The 14836-nt window shown below is 59.8% G+C and carries 18 protein-coding genes; 6 read left to right on the plus strand and 12 right to left on the minus strand.

What is annotated here, in order from left to right:
- Window positions 1-247 precede the first annotated feature (247 nt).
- Together BB934_RS09705 and BB934_RS09710 are read left to right on the plus strand one after the other, a co-directional pair.
- Window positions 248-562: a Rap1a family protein gene (locus BB934_RS09705; RefSeq protein ID WP_157934106.1), complete on the plus strand. Its 315-nt coding sequence runs from the start codon at window positions 248-250 to the stop codon at window positions 560-562.
- Between the two features lie 72 nt (window positions 563-634).
- The gene (locus tag BB934_RS09710) at window positions 635-1183 is read left to right on the plus strand and encodes a HEPN domain-containing protein (protein ID WP_157934107.1); all 549 of its coding nucleotides are present in this window, start codon (window positions 635-637) and stop codon (window positions 1181-1183) included.
- A 544-nt stretch (window positions 1184-1727) separates the two neighbouring features.
- Here BB934_RS09710 and BB934_RS09715 read toward each other — a convergent pair.
- Window positions 1728-1919, minus strand: coding sequence for a DUF2188 domain-containing protein (locus BB934_RS09715; RefSeq protein WP_099509446.1), 192 nt, complete (start codon window positions 1917-1919; stop codon window positions 1728-1730).
- Between the two features lie 628 nt (window positions 1920-2547).
- Here BB934_RS09715 and BB934_RS09720 point away from each other — a divergent pair.
- Together BB934_RS09720 and BB934_RS09725 are read left to right on the plus strand one after the other, a co-directional pair.
- Window positions 2548-2778, plus strand: coding sequence for a hypothetical protein (locus BB934_RS09720; RefSeq protein ID WP_099509447.1), 231 nt, complete (start codon window positions 2548-2550; stop codon window positions 2776-2778).
- A 1500-nt stretch (window positions 2779-4278) separates the two neighbouring features.
- Window positions 4279-5022, plus strand: coding sequence for a DUF4145 domain-containing protein (locus BB934_RS09725; protein ID WP_157934108.1), 744 nt, complete (start codon window positions 4279-4281; stop codon window positions 5020-5022).
- Between the two features lie 655 nt (window positions 5023-5677).
- Here BB934_RS09725 and BB934_RS46990 read toward each other — a convergent pair.
- Window positions 5678-5899 (minus strand): hypothetical protein, encoded by a 222-nt coding sequence (locus BB934_RS46990; protein ID WP_157934109.1) that lies wholly within the window; start codon window positions 5897-5899, stop codon window positions 5678-5680.
- A gap of 294 nt (window positions 5900-6193) precedes the next feature.
- Here BB934_RS46990 and BB934_RS09730 point away from each other — a divergent pair, with 294 nt between their 5' ends.
- On the plus strand, window positions 6194-6481 hold the full coding sequence (locus BB934_RS09730) for a hypothetical protein (RefSeq protein WP_099509449.1): 288 nt from the start codon (window positions 6194-6196) through the stop codon (window positions 6479-6481).
- Window positions 6482-6649: 168 nt separating this feature from the next.
- Here the strand turns inward: BB934_RS09730 and istB are convergent, their stop codons facing one another.
- Together istB and istA are read right to left on the minus strand one after the other, a co-directional pair.
- Window positions 6650-7411, minus strand: coding sequence for an IS21-like element helper ATPase IstB (istB, locus tag BB934_RS09735; protein ID WP_099509450.1), 762 nt, complete (start codon window positions 7409-7411; stop codon window positions 6650-6652).
- A gap of 18 nt (window positions 7412-7429) precedes the next feature.
- Window positions 7430-8968 (minus strand): IS21 family transposase, encoded by a 1539-nt coding sequence (gene istA, locus BB934_RS09740; RefSeq protein ID WP_099509451.1) that lies wholly within the window; start codon window positions 8966-8968, stop codon window positions 7430-7432.
- A 326-nt stretch (window positions 8969-9294) separates the two neighbouring features.
- Between istA and BB934_RS09750 the strand changes: the two genes are divergently transcribed.
- Window positions 9295-9438, plus strand: coding sequence for a hypothetical protein (locus BB934_RS09750; protein ID WP_237050234.1), 144 nt, complete (start codon window positions 9295-9297; stop codon window positions 9436-9438).
- A gap of 91 nt (window positions 9439-9529) precedes the next feature.
- On the opposite strand, the gene BB934_RS09755 is transcribed toward BB934_RS09750, so the two are convergent.
- The 8 genes from BB934_RS09755 to BB934_RS09790 all read right to left on the minus strand — a co-directional run bounded on the left by BB934_RS09755 (window position 9530) and on the right by BB934_RS09790 (window position 14831).
- Complete coding sequence (locus BB934_RS09755; RefSeq protein ID WP_099509453.1) at window positions 9530-9751, minus strand: hypothetical protein; 222 nt, start codon at window positions 9749-9751, stop codon at window positions 9530-9532.
- Window positions 9752-10184: 433 nt separating this feature from the next.
- Window positions 10185-10451: an HGGxSTG domain-containing protein gene (locus BB934_RS50450; RefSeq protein ID WP_099512719.1), complete on the minus strand. Its 267-nt coding sequence runs from the start codon at window positions 10449-10451 to the stop codon at window positions 10185-10187.
- The gene (locus tag BB934_RS46995) at window positions 10342-11178 is read right to left on the minus strand and encodes a hypothetical protein (RefSeq protein WP_157934110.1); all 837 of its coding nucleotides are present in this window, start codon (window positions 11176-11178) and stop codon (window positions 10342-10344) included. Before BB934_RS46995 ends, BB934_RS50450 begins: the two co-directional genes overlap by 110 nt.
- An 81-nt stretch (window positions 11179-11259) precedes the next feature.
- A complete protein-coding gene (locus BB934_RS09770; protein ID WP_099509455.1) occupies window positions 11260-11523 on the minus strand; it encodes a hypothetical protein in 264 nt (87 codons plus the stop codon).
- Window positions 11524-11774: 251 nt separating this feature from the next.
- Complete coding sequence (locus BB934_RS09775; protein ID WP_099509456.1) at window positions 11775-13562, minus strand: DUF927 domain-containing protein; 1788 nt, start codon at window positions 13560-13562, stop codon at window positions 11775-11777.
- Complete coding sequence (locus BB934_RS09780) at window positions 13563-14129, minus strand: hypothetical protein (RefSeq protein ID WP_099509457.1); 567 nt, start codon at window positions 14127-14129, stop codon at window positions 13563-13565.
- Window positions 14130-14397: 268 nt separating this feature from the next.
- Window positions 14398-14625: a helix-turn-helix transcriptional regulator gene (locus BB934_RS09785; RefSeq protein WP_099509458.1), complete on the minus strand. Its 228-nt coding sequence runs from the start codon at window positions 14623-14625 to the stop codon at window positions 14398-14400.
- A 2-nt stretch (window positions 14626-14627) separates the two neighbouring features.
- A complete protein-coding gene (locus BB934_RS09790) occupies window positions 14628-14831 on the minus strand; it encodes a helix-turn-helix domain-containing protein (RefSeq protein WP_237050235.1) in 204 nt (67 codons plus the stop codon).
- Window positions 14832-14836 lie beyond the last annotated feature (5 nt).

The following is a 14836-nucleotide window of genomic DNA, read 5'->3' on the forward strand; positions in this document are numbered from 1 at the left end:
AAGATCGTGGGGGCTTAGAATGAAAGAGTTTATGCGGTGGACTGTAATAGCTTTCCTTGCGGCAATTTCCGCATCTGCGGCCGTTCACGCAGCCACGGCGCGAGGCTACTCTGCTAACCCTGAGTTCGCGGCATTTGTCGCCGTTTTGTTTGGGTTCGGGGCCTTCGGTGTTTACCGAACTGTACCACCGAAGAAGATGAAAGTGGCGGAATAGGGCTGTACCGTGATGATGTTCAGGACGTTCGTCTTGGCGGCATGCGTATTTGCAGCGAGCGCCGCTCCTTCACAAGCAGAGATGACCGCGAGGGAGTTCCTGACCCAGCATAGTAACTCACAAAATGGACGGGCATTCCTCGCAGGACTTTCTGTTGCCTATGGTTGGATCGGAGCCAGCGGCAACACCAAAATCTTCTGCCCTCCTGAGAGTATCTCCATCACCATTGATCAGAACATTGAATTGATAAAGCGCTACCTAGCCACCGCTCCAGACCCAGACAAGGACGACCCGTTAGGTCTTATCCTGCTCGTGGGCTTGAGGTCTGCGTTCCCCTGTAAGAAGTGAATGCGCCCTTGCGCAACGCAAGCGGCGCCGAGGCTATAGTGATCTGTGAGAACCAAGGAGCGGGGTAAGGTTTTGAGTGAAGCACCGGAAGAGGCACCCGGCGAAACGCCATCTGCATGGTTTTACCTTGCCCATGCCTATCTGTACGATGCCGCCACCCTCAGTGCGGCGCCAAAGCCTGCGGGCGGGCACTATGAGGCCCCGGTGCGTTACCTCTACTTCCATGCAATCGAGCTCTTTCTCAAAGCATATCTGAGGCTCAAAGGCATCGAGGAGAAGAAACTCAAATATAGCCCTTATGGTCACAACCTGAATAGCCTTGCGAATGAAGCGGAAAAGCTAGGGCTGTTTATTGGAAAACGCGTGAGGCTTGTTTGCGATGCGACCGATGATTTCGATGACCCTCTAGATGCGCGATACATCAAGACTGGTAGGAGGCGAGCATTGCTTACCTACAAACTTCACGAGGCTGCCCGAGACCTACAGTCGAGGGTGGAGCAATCGCTCAATGCGGCCGGGATTATGACACTGAGGCTTCCCAAGTTGCCGCTTGTCCACCCTCCACGCCCTCTCACAGTTGCGAAGGCCAGGAAGATGCTCATGCGTAAGTGGATGGCGTAATTTCCGATAAGGCTGTTTTTGACAATCTGAGAACAAGCATTCTCAGCTGACGCTGTCCTTGCCGAGGGCTCTTAGCAATTCCTGTAAGCGGCGGAGGTTCTCTTGTGCATCCTTGACCTGCTCAGCCACCTCGGCACTGAGCCGCATCATCCGCTCTCCCTGCTCCTTCGCGGTTCTGATGGCGCATACAGACGGCTACTTGCCTCCAGAATAGCCCACGCAAATGCCCATTCACACGATCCTTCACGCCTGCGGACCCACACGAGACATCGACCTAAAGGGAAAGCCAAAGAGGCACCTGGAAAGAACCGCAAGGTAAGCAGGGGAGAATTGCCCCGCGTGTCGGCGGGATGAACATGATGAACACGTTCTGACGTTGAGCGGCGGCTTGCCGGCCCTGGAGGGGTCCGAGAAGCAGATCAAATGGGCCATGTCCTTGCGTGTTGATGCGCTCCTATGGGTTCTCAAGGCCCTGGACCTAGAGGCAGCTTACTCCTGCGTGCCCCTTTTGCAGTTGGATGTAGCTGCACGCCTGAACCAAGCTTCAGCCTCCTTGCTCGTTCCGGGCTTGCGTGACCACGACAACCACTTCAAACCCCGCTTGTCTCCGTTCCTCGGCACGTGTGAACGTGATCGAAAGCGCCTCCTCTTTGGTCGGGTAGGTCGCAAAGGTCTCTCCATCATGCGAGACCGACCACAGACCTTGCCTTGTGCATGTGACCACGAAGCGTTCCATGCTGGTGGCCCTCCCTGGTGACGCTAAAGGCCAATCTTAAGGGCCGGAACCCACACGGTCTTGGCTCTAGCAGTGATCGTCGGTTCTTGCCGTTCCGCGCATTTTCGCCTTCAGGATGCGCGGGATCCGCCGGAACTCCTCCTGCAGGAACCAAGCCCGTCCAACAACTCAGCATCGCTCAACCGGGGTTTATCGGGATCATCCTGCTGTCGTGGCGGATGGGTGATACTGCGCATTGTCTCAAGCGTGCCTGGGCCGACTCCAGGGGTTGCTAACCAGTGCCGATCGGAGATCTGAGCAATCTCGTGCACAGTGAGCCAGCGCCCCTGGGCCTCATTCAAAATCACTCGTCTCACCCGTGGCGTAATGGCTTCGAAAGGAAACGGCTCATCCAGCGGCATGTGGCATCCTCCAGGCTCAGGATGTCTGGGCAAAGCCAATGAACAATCGAGGCCGATGCAGGGCAAAATGCCGACCTTTTGCGGTTTTTTGCCTCACCTATACCTTTGGGAGCTTTGCTTATCCGCTGGTTCATCCGAAGGTCAGAATGTTTAGCACGACTATATACGAGTCGAGTCCAGTATCCGGCATTTATTGACTAGGTCTATATTGAAATCTGGAGGACAATATGCTTGTCCTAAACAATCGCTGGGACACCAAAGGCTTTGCGCTTTACGGGGCTCTGCTCGGCTTGGTCGGGGGCATGATGCTCAATTTCTTTGATGCCTTCTGGGGGCAGGTGTCCGACGATGATCAGGCCATGCATGCTCTGTCCGTGATGGTCATCTTTATATTGGCTGGAGCATTACTGCTCGCCGCTATCTCTTTTATCCGCAACTGGCTCCTGCGGTGCGCGTAATTCCGATAAAGCCCTGTATGGAACCGCGAACAAAGGCCTCTGCCTGTCGTTGATAGGCTCGGTGAGGTTTGTCCACCATGTCGAGAACGACCATGAGTGGCGGCTCTTTAGCGATCCTCCACGCGTCTGCTCTGGCCAACACATTGGTGGCTGGAAACCGCTTCTACACGGTTGAGATAATCTCCGCGAATTTTGCATAAACCGCAGTATGGAACAGGGTGGATCCCACGAGAGCGCCGGCGCAGCAGGTTTGGAACAATCCAACAAGTCATTGGCCCATGACAGCAAGGCGGATGGACGCTTTTCCCGCTAATACCCGTCCCGGCGCTTAGGGGCAATTGCGGGCCGAGGGTCGCGAACATGCTCACAAGCACGGGTCCTTTTTCATAGGGCCCGTGCTTGTGAACCGAGCCCGGGCGTGAAAGTTGGCCGTTCTGCTGTCCTTCTCGGGGCGCCTATTTGCTTCTCCAATAACGGCTGTCTCGCGGCCGCTGATTGATGCCCTGCGGCGCCCATTCCAGGGTGAACTATTAGCTCGAGAAGCATTGTTCGAGTGAGGCGGCCAAAGAAAAAGCGTCCCACAGGGGGCGCTTCGAAGGTGCCGACCCATGGGGCAGAATTGGGCCTGTGATAGGCAGCGACGCGCTCGTGCCACCTTGGTGCTATCAAGGATGAACTTGTTGCGATGAGGGATTTTGCGCCTGAACGCGCTGGTCTAGGCCAAAAGGCTTAAGCACAATTACTACCTTGTGATTAACTCCGAATCGCCATACGATCACAAGCATTGATCAAGCAATTGCGGTAAGAAAACAAATATATTAAAAGATAAACTTCCTATTGAGCGGGGGCAGATGTGGGATCAAGGCCGTGAACTCGGGGGATAGACCCTGAGCGCGGCTTTTTCTTTCCTCCCAGGACCCTCCTAGTACATTGCGTGTATCGTTTTAAGAGCATTCAACACAAACAATACTAGGCCAGGGGCAGTACGAATGACCATCAGTGAGGCGCAACTGCGCACGCTTAGGCTTCTCAACCAACAAGCCGCTCACCGCGTTTACCGTTCACAGCGAGCCGGTGACTATACCTGGACGCATGAGGATTCCCGCATCGCGCTCACCCCAACGCTGCATCGGCTATTCAGCAGCGGATACGCGACAGTGAGCAGTGATAACAGCGACGTGGCCGTGATTACTCAGAAGGGCCGCGCAGCGGTCGCCGCAAGGGGCTCTGCTTAGAAGGCTCCATCCACCGCGGTAACTGTCCTGTAACCACATCTTCAATAGAAACTGACTGAATCGGGTATGCGGCGTTTGCTGTATGCCTGAACCCAGGGGGCCCGCCTATGACCATTCTCGATCCGATCACCGGGAACCTCGTCACCATCGATACGTCGAGCAGACCGCGCCGTTGATGCAGCACACCTTGGTGCCGCCATAGGTCTTGGTTGCACCTCTCCATCGGCAATGCGAAACGAACAGGCAAACGCACTGCGAGATGGATATGGCGACGAAAGGTCCGAAGCGCATCAAGGCCCATTGCCCGCAATGCGGACCCGACCGATGGGCTGCCATCAAAGCCCGCTACCATGTTCACGATGATCACGGTGACAGCGGCCTGTGGACGGATACGACGTATTACATCGTCCAATGTCCAGCATGTGAGACAGTATATTTCCTTAGTGACTCCGTATTCTCCGAGGACACATCCGTAGGATACAGCCCTCATACTGGAGAAGAGGAGGAGGAGTACGAGCATAAGATCGAGCAATGGCCATCGCCGTCCCAGCGTGACCGACCCAAATGGCTTGAAGAGATATGGGTGTATGACAATCAGCTACATACGTTGCTGATCGATACCTATAAGGCGCTCGATAACGACCTCCGCATCTTCGCAGCCATAGGTATCAGGACCACCTTTGATCGTGCGTCTGAGTTCCTTGGAATCGACTCTGCCAAGAGGTTCGACGAGAAGCTCTTTGACCTCTTGGATCAGGGCAGGATCGGAAGAGACGAATCTAGGATGCTTGATGCACTTACGGATGCAGGAAGTGCTGCTGCGCATCGAGGCTGGGCGCCGACGCCGGAACAGCTTGATGTCATGATGGCGAGCATCGAGGGCTTCATCTACAGGACGTTCATCCTCCGCGATCAGGCGCAGAAGCTGAGGGAGGCAGTGCCGCCCAAGCCATCCCGTGCAAAGAAGCCGAAAATCCCTGAGCCTCCGCCGGAGCCTGCGTCAGCTTGATTGGGCTGGACTCGCGCACGCGAGGCCTCGGAAGCGGGGCCGCATTCCATAACGCCCATACCGCGCAGAAAATCGGGGAGGTGGTAGAGGTGGTATAAGCCAAAGGATAGCTTTGGAGCGGCCGCCTGAACGGCTAATCTGAGGTCTGCGGCCACTCATGGCTTGGTCTGTGAGACTGCTCTGATCGCGAGGCCCCGACGCCGGCCGATTGGGAGGTTCTCCAACCCCTATCGCGCCGGCGTCGCCTTTTCAGCTGTAGGGCCGAATTTCGCGGAAGGTCGTATATGGAATGCGCTTTCCGATAAGGCCGTTTAGGGAATTGGAGCGTGTGGGGTTAGATTGCGCCTCCTGTACAGGCGATGGCCGCCCGCTTATCCTCGAAGCTTGATACAGCAGCGCAACCCCTGACGAGCTCCAAGCCGGAGCAGCCCTCGAGGACATCGCCCAAGTAATGCGTCATCGCGGGTACAAGGACCTATGAAGTCCCAATAGGGAGTGAGAAAGCTGCGCTAGTTGCGCGATCAGCAGCCAAAAAAGAACCCGGCACGAGGCCGGGTTCCTGTCTCGGGGACGGTCATGAGCAACAACACGTCTGCTCATCAACGCTGGCGCCCATGAAGCCGTTCCACGACTGTCGGGCTACCGGATGGGCTTCCTACAATTGATTGCGGTTGCGACTCCGCGAGAAGTACCAGACAGCAGCGGCGACGATGATGGCGAGCACAATGAGCCACCAGTAATCCGCAATACCGCCACCTGCTGCGGGTGGGGAGGCAGGAGTAGTGCCAGGTGCCGGGGTGGTGGGGGCTGGGGTCTGCGCCCATGCAGACGAAGCAGCCAGGAAGGTAGAGGCCATCACTGCCGTGAGTTTGCTCATGGATTTGTCTCCGGTTGAGGTGGCCCAGGGCATACGGCCTACTGAATTGCTAAGTTGGGCCCGTTAGGGAACGCCTCCCGGAATGGCATGTTCCTATGCAAGCCAATCAATGGCACCTAAGCTTCGGGCCACATCCACTGTGCCTATGGAGGAGATCAGAAAGATAAGCGGCCTTCCGCCAAAGACCTATGTGCCAGACCCAAAACTTGAAGCAGCATTGGAGAACCTGAGAAGGGCTATCGGCAAAGCCGGGGGCGCTTAGCAGGATCGGCAGCGCCAGGACGGGAGGCGAAGATGAATCGGGAGCAGCAAGCAGCGCGGATCGAGAAGATCGTTACCAAGATCGCCGAGCGGGCGGTCACCGTGCCCCCTGATCACCGCCCCGCCTACATCCAGGCTGAAGTTGAGAAGGTGCGGCAAGCCTTCCTGGAGACCTATGAGGCTGATGAGGGGCTAAGGGCTTGCGCCATGGAGTTCGTTGACAAGATGAGCGGGTGGATTGAGGCCCGGGTTCACGCGCTGGAAACAGAGGCAGTCGGCAAGGCCGAGACGGGCAAGAGCAGGGCAGAGCCAAAGCCTTGAATCGGGAAAGAGCCGCCATGCAGGACTGGTATCCGGTCAGACTGGCACCGCGGAATGGTAGGCCCGTGATCTGCGCATCTCGCGGATCGTGAGCGCTCATTTCGTGGGATCGTGAGCAGGCATTTCACGCGATCATGAGCGGTCGCGTCGACCGATGGGGTGATGGAGTCAGGAGATTTGGTCGCCGTCAAGAGGGCGGGCTCTGGCGTTCTGCTTTCTCATGCTTTCTCCGGCGAGTTGAAGGCGGTGGGCATTGTGAACAAGACGATCCAAGATTGCGTCTCCAAGAGTGGGATCCCCAATCAGGTCATGCCATGCGTCCACGGGAACCTGGCTCGTGACGATGGTCGATGAGCGGCCGTGACGATCGTCGAGGATTTCCAGGAGATCGCGCCGCTCGGACCCGGTGAGCACTGACAAGCCCCAATCATCGAGGATCAGCACCTGTACGCGACCGAGGGCCTTGAGCAGGCGGCCATAGCGCCCGTCGCCGCGCGCGAGCGCCAATGCCTCGAACAGGCGCGGCACGCGGTGGTAGAGCACCGAGCGGTTATCCCGGCAGGCCTTGTGGCCGAGCGCGCAGGCGATCCAGCTCTTGCCGAGGCCGGCCGCCCCTGTAATCAGCACATTCTCATGCCGGTCGATCCAGTCGCCAACAACCAGCCGGGCAAAGACCGCGCGATCGATGCCGCGCGGGGTTCGCCAATCGACGTCCTCGACGCAGGCGTTCTGGCGCAGCGCCGCGAACTTGAGCCGCGCGGTGAGACGCTTGGTGTCGCGCTCGGCCGCTTCGCGGTCGACCAACAGCCCGATGCGCTCCTCAAAGGACAGAGCGTCGAGATCGGGCAATCGTCGCTGCTCCTCGAAGGCTTTGGCCATGCCGGTCAGGCCAAGCGCGATCAGGCGCTCATGGGTGGGATGGGTCAGCATCGGTTGGGTCTCCTGGGTTCAGTGGAAGTAACCCTGGCCGCGGATGTTGCCGTGGCGCAGGGGTTCGTGGTCGGGCGTCTCGTCAACGACGGCGCGGTCGAGGCCATTCTTGAGAATCGACCGGATCGAGGCGACGGAGCGTGCCTTGATGAGGAGGCCGCGCCGGCAGGCGGCCTCGACGCGGGTGTCGCCATAGCTCCTGGCCAGCGACAGGATGCCGAGGCAGGTGCGGAAGCCCTGCTCGGGATGTGGACGGTCGGCGATCACCGCCTCGAAGAAAGCCGCGACGGAGGGCCCAATCCGTTCACCGGCGGCGATCAGGCCTCGTGGGGTCCACTGGCCGTGGCGGCGATGGGCGCTCGGCATATGCTCGGCAACGGTGGTGTGGCCGCGCCGGTTCGGCGCCCGGGCATGGCTGGCGACCCGCTGGCCCTTGTGGAAGATCTCGACCGTCGCACCGGCAAGGCGCACGTCGACGAGTTCCCGGATCAGGCGGTAGGGCACGGAGTACCAGTGGCCGTCGACCTCGACATGGTAGTCCGGCGCGACGCGGCAGCGCTTCCAGCGGGCGAAGACGTAGGGCTCGTCTGGCAGCGCTCCCAGCCGGGGCCGGTCGATCTCGGCAAAGAGTTCGGCCCGGCTGGAGCCGAAGCCGCGCATCTGGCGGGCGTTGAGTTCGACGACCAGGCTGCGAATGGCGCGATTGAGCTCGGCGAGCGCGAAGAAGCGATGGTTGCGCAGCCGGGCCAGGATCCAGCGCTGGGCGATTTGGACCGCGACCTCAACTTTGGCCTTATCCTTCGGGCGTCTCGGCCGCGCCGCGAGAATGGCGGTGCCGTAATGGCCGGCCATCTCGGCATAGGTGCGGTTGAGGCCGGGATCGTAGCGGTCGGGATTGGTCACCGCCGCCTTGAGGTTGTCGCAGATCACGAACTTCGGAACCCCGCCCAGGAAGGCAAACAGGTTGGCGTGCACGGCAATCCAGTCCGGCAGGCTCTCGCTCGCGCAGGCCTCGGCATAGGTGTAGTTGGAGGCGCCCATGGCGGCGACGAACAGCTTCATGGGATGGGCTTGGCCGGTCAGCGGATCGAAGACGTCGATGGTGTCGCCGGCAAAATCGACAAACACCTTCTCGCCGCCCCTGTGGGTCTGGCGCATTGTTGGGCGAACGCGCCCCTTCCAGGCCTCGTAGGTGGTGCAGAACCAGGTGTAGCCGAAGCCATCGGGATGGGCGGCGCGATATTCCTCCCAGAGCAGCACGCGCGTCACGCCACGCCGGCGCAGCTCCTTCTCGACATAAACCCAGTCGGGGACCGGGCGCCGATCGGTCTGAGCCGAGGATGGTGCCGGAAACAGCAGGAGTTCGAGCGCGTCGTCATCGAGCCCGTCCGGCAGCGGCCAGCTCAGCCCTGCCAGACGGGCGCGGCGCAGGTAGCCATGAACGACGCCATTGCTGATCCCCAGCGTGCGCGCGATGACGCGCTCGGTCAGGCCTTGGACATGTCTTAAACGAAGTACTTCTCGGATCCGGCGCATCGACAATCTCTGGGTTGGCATCGGGCCTCCTCGTGGGTTGAACGAGGCACCCGTAGCCGGTTGAGTTGTCGGCCGAAGCTCCCGGCACCTCCGAAAAGGTGCTCACGATCCTCTGAAATCGTTGCTCACGGTGCCGCGAAATCGCTGCTCACGATCACGCGAAACACGCATGATCCTCTGGATCGAGGATGCAGAGGCACCTCCCACGTATCCAGTAACGGTCGGGGTGTGGGAGACTGACGACATGACAGGCAGGAGCTACTGGCGCGTCTTCGGGGCACCCTACGGCACCCACGCCTACTTCGACCAGCACATTGTCGGTTGGCGGCCGCTGCCGCCCGCTTATCGTGCCTGACGACCTCCGATCCCCGATCAAGCACCATCTGGTGCTGCACCGGATCGACCCGGAGCAGGGCATCCGGCGCTTCTATTCACTGATGATCGAGCGGGATCTGTTCGGAATCGTGCGCCTGGCTAGGCACCGGCGATAAAAAGGCCCCGAGGGGCTGGGTCTGAGACTCAAGGGGACGACCGATTGCCCCAGGCCCTGCCATGGCGGAGTCGCAGGCTGACTTCATGACGCTAATTCTCAGGCACGGCGCTAATCCTCTCCTCAGGGTAGAACCGCTGGACATCCAGCGTGTAGCGCTCGCCGACCTGCAGATCGACATCCTGGGCATCGATGTTGTTCAGGATCAGGGTGATCTCCTGTCCCCCTTCGGCTCCGGTTCCCTCGAACTCGGCTTCGGTGCGGTGCTCGCCCTGAACCATGCGAACGAGCTTGAAGGCTGTCAGGGTTCTCATGGGCGCTATCTCCTCTCAGGGATGGCCAGCCCAAGCATCGGCCAGGATCTGGGCCATGTCATCCTCGCTGTCCTCCAGCTTCAAAATCAAAATAGCGAATTTCGCGGAAGGTGCCTTTATGGAACGCGTCTTGAAGTGTTCGGAGAGTGCTCAGCGCGGCTTATGGGACGCTGCACCGACTATGCAGTAAAACCAACCATCCAAGACCGCCCAGCAGCCACGCGAATACTGGAGACACCTTGTGAGACGATCCGGCCAAAAACTCCCGCCACGTTTTACTCCTGCACACTGTTTTGGGCGTGTAACTGTTGTAACCGTTGTAACGCTAATAATATCAATTACTTAACGGTTACAAGCGCTTGTAACCTCTGTAACCGGCAACTGTGTTCCGTGGTGCTTGCTGCCTTGCGCGCACTGCTCCGAAAACCCAGGACTACCGAGGAGTCAAACCCTCACGAGCGCTCTGCAGAACTGCCCGCACGCTCTTCCGCTTCTTGATCTCCTCGCAGGTAAAGGCCCCGTGCCTGTAATTGCTGTTTCTCGTCCCTCGCGCATTCCCGCTGCCAATCGCTCCTCCATGCATCCTGCACCTAGTCTTCCCATTCACGGCTGGCGACTGGCACAAGGTCCCGGCCCTCGTCCTCGCTCCACAGCGGGGGGCCTGGAGCAAAGGCAAGAGCTTTCGGATCGATGGGTGCATGGGGCTGATTTCCATTTTGCTGTGATCCCCCACCCCCATGCTGGACATTGCCAACGATGGCTTGGGCACCGGGATGAACATGAACGTGCTCGACTCTGACGGTCTGTTCGCCGCCTCTGCGGAGCTTCGCCAAGGCCTCCGCCTGCTGGGTGTAGGCCCGGAGCAGCTTCACCGCGAGATTGCCGCACGTTCCCAAGGTCGGGAGCATGGTGCTGGCTCGGGCCGTGGCCAGCATGTCCATGGCTGCTTCATGGGTTGCGGCCATCTGCATCGCCAGCATGGCCTCAATCTCATTCTCGGGCTGAAGGCCTCCCAACACAGCAAGGCCGGCATTGAGCCCCTGTGTCGGATCCGACTGCCCTTTCCTCTGCATGGCTGTGGTGAGGTTCGACAATCCACGCGTTACGAAATCATGAGACGTTGACCCAAAGGCGTCATGCAGGTGAGCCCGCCAAATTCCCTCTTCGCTATGAGCGGGCTGAATGCTCTTGCTCTCCGGTTTGAAGGGGCCAACCTCCGGCCGCTTGCGCCGGGTGAGGAGACGCTTGCCTGCTTCCCGTCCCTCGTGCCTTTCCCGATCGGAGGGCTCGCGCAATTCGGTCTTTGCCGTCGCTCGTGTCGTGAGGGCTCTGGCAGGCTTGCGCGGTGCTTTGGTCTCTGTAACCGGATTCGAGGCCTGTGCTGTTTTCTCGGCATGCGCTTCCGCTGCCTGTTCCAGATCTCTCATATGATCACCTCTGATGATTGGAGCCTGACCCGATGAGCCGGCTGGCCTGGATGAAGGGGATGAGGCCTTGAGGATTGCCAGTCATTGCTGCTCCGATCCGAACAGATCGAAGGAGCGGCCATCCGACAGGCTGGCACCGGTGGTCGTGATGGCCGTGACGGTTGCGCCCTTCAGAGCCCAGGCCAATCCATGGCCCGAGAACACATCATCCGGCGACCATCCGAAGGCTGCGGCCTTCGCCCCGAAGGCGTCGAGGAAGAGGCCCGCATCGTTGATCGCCTGATGCCATTCGGCCTCGCTCTTGACCTCCGGCGGGCTCATCTGGAGCTTGGCGAACCCGGCCACGAAGGTGGGATGAACCCCTCCTTCTATGGCTGAGAACGCTTCTCTCTCAAGGAGGTGTGCGCGCCTTTCCTCTTCCTTGGTCGGCTCATCGGTTACAAGGGTTACAAGAGTTTGTAACCGCGAAGTGTCTGATGTTGTTGAGGTTACAGAGGTTACACCGGTTACACGCTGTGGTTCAGGTAGACCGGATTTCAGGAAGGCCCTGAAGGCCTCGATATTGGGGGTGCGGTTGGCTTGCATCCTCCCCTCCCTCAACAGCCGAGAGCCGAGGCGCGCACGGCATACGTGCCGACGGTGCGCCCATCGATCTTGCGGATAAAGCGATAGGCTTTGTCCGATGGTGTGGTGAGCAGGGATCCGCGATCAAACAGCATCACCGCGACACTCTTGGGGTCTGCGATCCCCGCAAGGGTTTCCTTCCACCCGGTTGTGGTGAAGCCCCAGTACAGATCGCCGTCATGATCGAAGCGATAGCCGATGAGATCCCGCACGCCCTGCCCATTCGTCGGGGCTTCCGGGGTGAACCCGTTGAGATTGCGGAACCGGCTCTCGCCATGCTTCTCTACAGCCGCGCGGATCGCATCCATGGCCGCCACCAGTTCGCCAGGACCATCGCCGCCTAGAGTGGAGCGCCAAGCCTCGAAGCACACAGCCGCGGCGCGCTCTGCCTCGCCCTGCCTCCACGGAAGGCCAAGGGCTGCGGCGGCCAACTCTCCAGCAGATGCGATCAGGGCGAAGCGGTGAGCCACGCGGTTAGCCTGACCGCCGTTCCCGTCGTATCCCTCCAAAAGCTTCTTCTGGATCGTGTTGATGCGCTCGCGGGCCACGCGCGCCACCGTATCCGGATCGTCCGCAAGGTAGGCTGCGAACATCGGGCCTGCCGTGCCAAAGAACTGCATGGCGGCAGCCTTCATCGCCTTGGAGAATGCCTCGGGCGTGTGCTGCTTGGTATCCTCAAAGAGACCCTTGCCTTTGCCTGCATCTGCCGGCACATCGACCAAGCGAACGAGTTGTCCTGCCTTCGCTCGCTTGCCACCTTCAGCAATCTTGTCGCCAAGACCAACTTCACCGGACGACAGCAGCATGATCCGCCATTCAGCGCGGGCTCGGCTCTCAGCGTCTCGGGTAGCCCGGCCCTTACCCTGGCCATTCGTCAGCAGGTAGGCTGTAGCACCTGCTTCCTTGGCGTCGAGCTCGCCCAGCTCATCTAGGATCAGCGCAGTACCGGAGTGAGCACGTGCGACCGACTCCAGGAAATTGCCGGTCGCTCTCCACGTCTGAGTGAAGCCGCCCCGGCCGCCGCCTCCCCACACGCTGCCTGCCACCATCAGGGCCGTGCTCTTGCCGAGAGACGAGGCGCCAACGAGATGGACGCCGCCACCCTCATCAGAAAGCAGATCGGCAATTGGGCCAGCAAAGGCGAGGCAGATGGGGAGGATAAGGCGAGAGTTGCCGGAAGCAGGTCGAGCAACATTCTCGATCCAGTCCTCGAGACTCCCGCTCTCGGCGTACCGGGCGGCATCAGCGCGACCGTCATAGACCACATTCTCACCTGAGGTTCTGCCCATGGTCGCATGGGGGAGCACGAAGACGTCACCATGCCAGCCACTGCGGCGAACCAAGCGCACCCGGTCCCGGCAATCCAGCTGGGAGAGGGCGGCCTTGAACTTCTTGAGGCGATCGGCATGGGGAGAGAGCTTCAGCCCTCCCGCAACCAGCGGCTTAATCGCTTCGTTGCCGTCTCCGATCAGATCCGCGAGAGCGACATAGTGGCGATGTACGACGCCATCACGGTCTTTCCACTCGAGAGCGATCGACCAACCGTCGCCGCTTTGATCGCGTGCAAGTCCGAGAACTGTGAAGGGGCCAGAAAGCCTCTGAGGCGGCTTGTCCCCATCGCCGCCATGAAACAAGCCCCTGGAGTTGAGAATGTAGCCCTCGGGCAAGAAGACGCTATCGGCCTTGCAGTCATCATCGGGCAGAGCATCAATCAGATCGTCAGTGAGTTCGATGTAACCAGAGGCGAGAGTATCAGCCATTTACGCGGCCTTCTTGATCGGGGTAGCGGGGAGGACGATGCAGGGAGCCGGACGCGTGAGGAGCTGCTTGATCTCCGCGCCATGAGCTGCATCTTCTGCAAGGAAGGGGCCGGCATCGCAGAGGTAATGAGCTGCCGCCTCAGGCCGAACGAGGCAGACGCCTTTACGCCCAGCCCGTAGCCAGTTGATCGGAGAACGCCAGACCGGAAGAGCGCGATGCTCTGTCAGGCGTGTGGAGAAGGCGCATTCCTCACCAAGCGCCCAAGCACGGCCCAGCCAGGTGGCAAGCAGTTTCCGCTTCGGAGCCCATGCCACTACATCGCGAGCAACGCCCTGATGATCTAGAATGAGGAAGAGGTAGGCGCGAACGCCGGCCTCCGTGTTGGTGTGGTGATCGAACTCGAAGCCGAGCGCATCGAAGACCACATAGCCGGCGCGGACCGGCACAGGGCCTGCGAGGGTATCAGGAGCAACGCCACTGCGAACAAAGGCCTCCACATCGCGCGGGAGAAGGTTGTTCGATGCGTCGAAGGTGCCAGACATGCGAGCGGGAGTGATTTCAGCCATGGGCAGCATCCCCGCCAAAGCCGGAGAGCTCCGCAATGACGGTAGCAACTGCGGCAGATACCCGAGCCCGGCGCATGATCGCGCGAATGACTGGGCAGATTGAGGGGGAATTACTTTCAGCCCAGATGAAGAGTTCGGGGTTGGTCGGAACTGATTTGCGCACACGGCGCTCTGTGCTAGATATAGTCATATCGAGTGACTTCCTGAGAGCCCCCTGCGCAGACTTGCCGGTCCCAGCGCTCGGGGCTTTTTCGTTTGGGGGGAGGGTTCACGCGGCAGCCGCAGTGTTTTGGGAAGTGTTGCTGCGCTTGTGCTGCGCAAACCATGCTTCGAGGTCGGACGGGTCATAAACTACCCGCTTCCCAAGTTGGCTGTAGGCGGGCCCTCCGCCAGTCAGTCGCAGTTTATCGAGGGTGGATTTGCCGAGACCGAGATAAGCTGCCGCTTCAAGTGTAGACAGCTTCTTACGAAAATATGTTTCGCTTGTTTGGGACATCTTTACGCGGCCTCCATCTCGATGCCGAGCAGGCGGCGCGCAACATGCGCCGGGATTACGATACGGCGACCGATGCGCGTTGCTTGGATCTCTCCCCGTTTCACAGCCTCATAAATCCCGACACGAGACAGGCCGAGCGCTTTGGCAAGCGCCGTAGCCTTGACGCCGCGGTCTTCTCGGAGGGCTCGCATTAGATCTTCGTCCATCGATC

Source organism: Microvirga ossetica (assembly GCF_002741015.1).
Taxonomy (GTDB): domain Bacteria; phylum Pseudomonadota; class Alphaproteobacteria; order Rhizobiales; family Beijerinckiaceae; genus Microvirga; species Microvirga ossetica.

What these genes read in the sequence shown, in the direction of transcription:
- BB934_RS09715 (WP_099509446.1), bottom strand. Translation starts at nt 1,919, where the DNA reads ATGGAACGCTTCGTGGTCACATGCACAAGGCAAGGTCTGTGGTCGGTC.
- BB934_RS09720 (WP_099509447.1), top strand. Translation starts at nt 2,548, where the DNA reads ATGCTTGTCCTAAACAATCGCTGGGACACCAAAGGCTTTGCGCTTTAC.
- BB934_RS09725 (WP_157934108.1), top strand. Translation starts at nt 4,279, where the DNA reads ATGGCGACGAAAGGTCCGAAGCGCATCAAGGCCCATTGCCCGCAATGC.
- BB934_RS46990 (WP_157934109.1), bottom strand. Translation starts at nt 5,899, where the DNA reads ATGAGCAAACTCACGGCAGTGATGGCCTCTACCTTCCTGGCTGCTTCG.
- BB934_RS09730 (WP_099509449.1), top strand. Translation starts at nt 6,194, where the DNA reads ATGAATCGGGAGCAGCAAGCAGCGCGGATCGAGAAGATCGTTACCAAG.
- istB (WP_099509450.1), bottom strand. Translation starts at nt 7,411, where the DNA reads ATGCTGACCCATCCCACCCATGAGCGCCTGATCGCGCTTGGCCTGACC.
- istA (WP_099509451.1), bottom strand. Translation starts at nt 8,968, where the DNA reads ATGCCAACCCAGAGATTGTCGATGCGCCGGATCCGAGAAGTACTTCGT.
- BB934_RS09755 (WP_099509453.1), bottom strand. Translation starts at nt 9,751, where the DNA reads ATGAGAACCCTGACAGCCTTCAAGCTCGTTCGCATGGTTCAGGGCGAG.
- BB934_RS50450 (WP_099512719.1), bottom strand. Translation starts at nt 10,451, where the DNA reads ATGCACCCATCGATCCGAAAGCTCTTGCCTTTGCTCCAGGCCCCCCGC.
- BB934_RS46995 (WP_157934110.1), bottom strand. Translation starts at nt 11,178, where the DNA reads ATGAGAGATCTGGAACAGGCAGCGGAAGCGCATGCCGAGAAAACAGCA.
- BB934_RS09775 (WP_099509456.1), bottom strand. Translation starts at nt 13,562, where the DNA reads ATGGCTGATACTCTCGCCTCTGGTTACATCGAACTCACTGACGATCTG.
- BB934_RS09780 (WP_099509457.1), bottom strand. Translation starts at nt 14,129, where the DNA reads ATGGCTGAAATCACTCCCGCTCGCATGTCTGGCACCTTCGACGCATCG.
- BB934_RS09785 (WP_099509458.1), bottom strand. Translation starts at nt 14,625, where the DNA reads ATGTCCCAAACAAGCGAAACATATTTTCGTAAGAAGCTGTCTACACTT.
- BB934_RS09790 (WP_237050235.1), bottom strand. Translation starts at nt 14,831, where the DNA reads ATGGACGAAGATCTAATGCGAGCCCTCCGAGAAGACCGCGGCGTCAAG.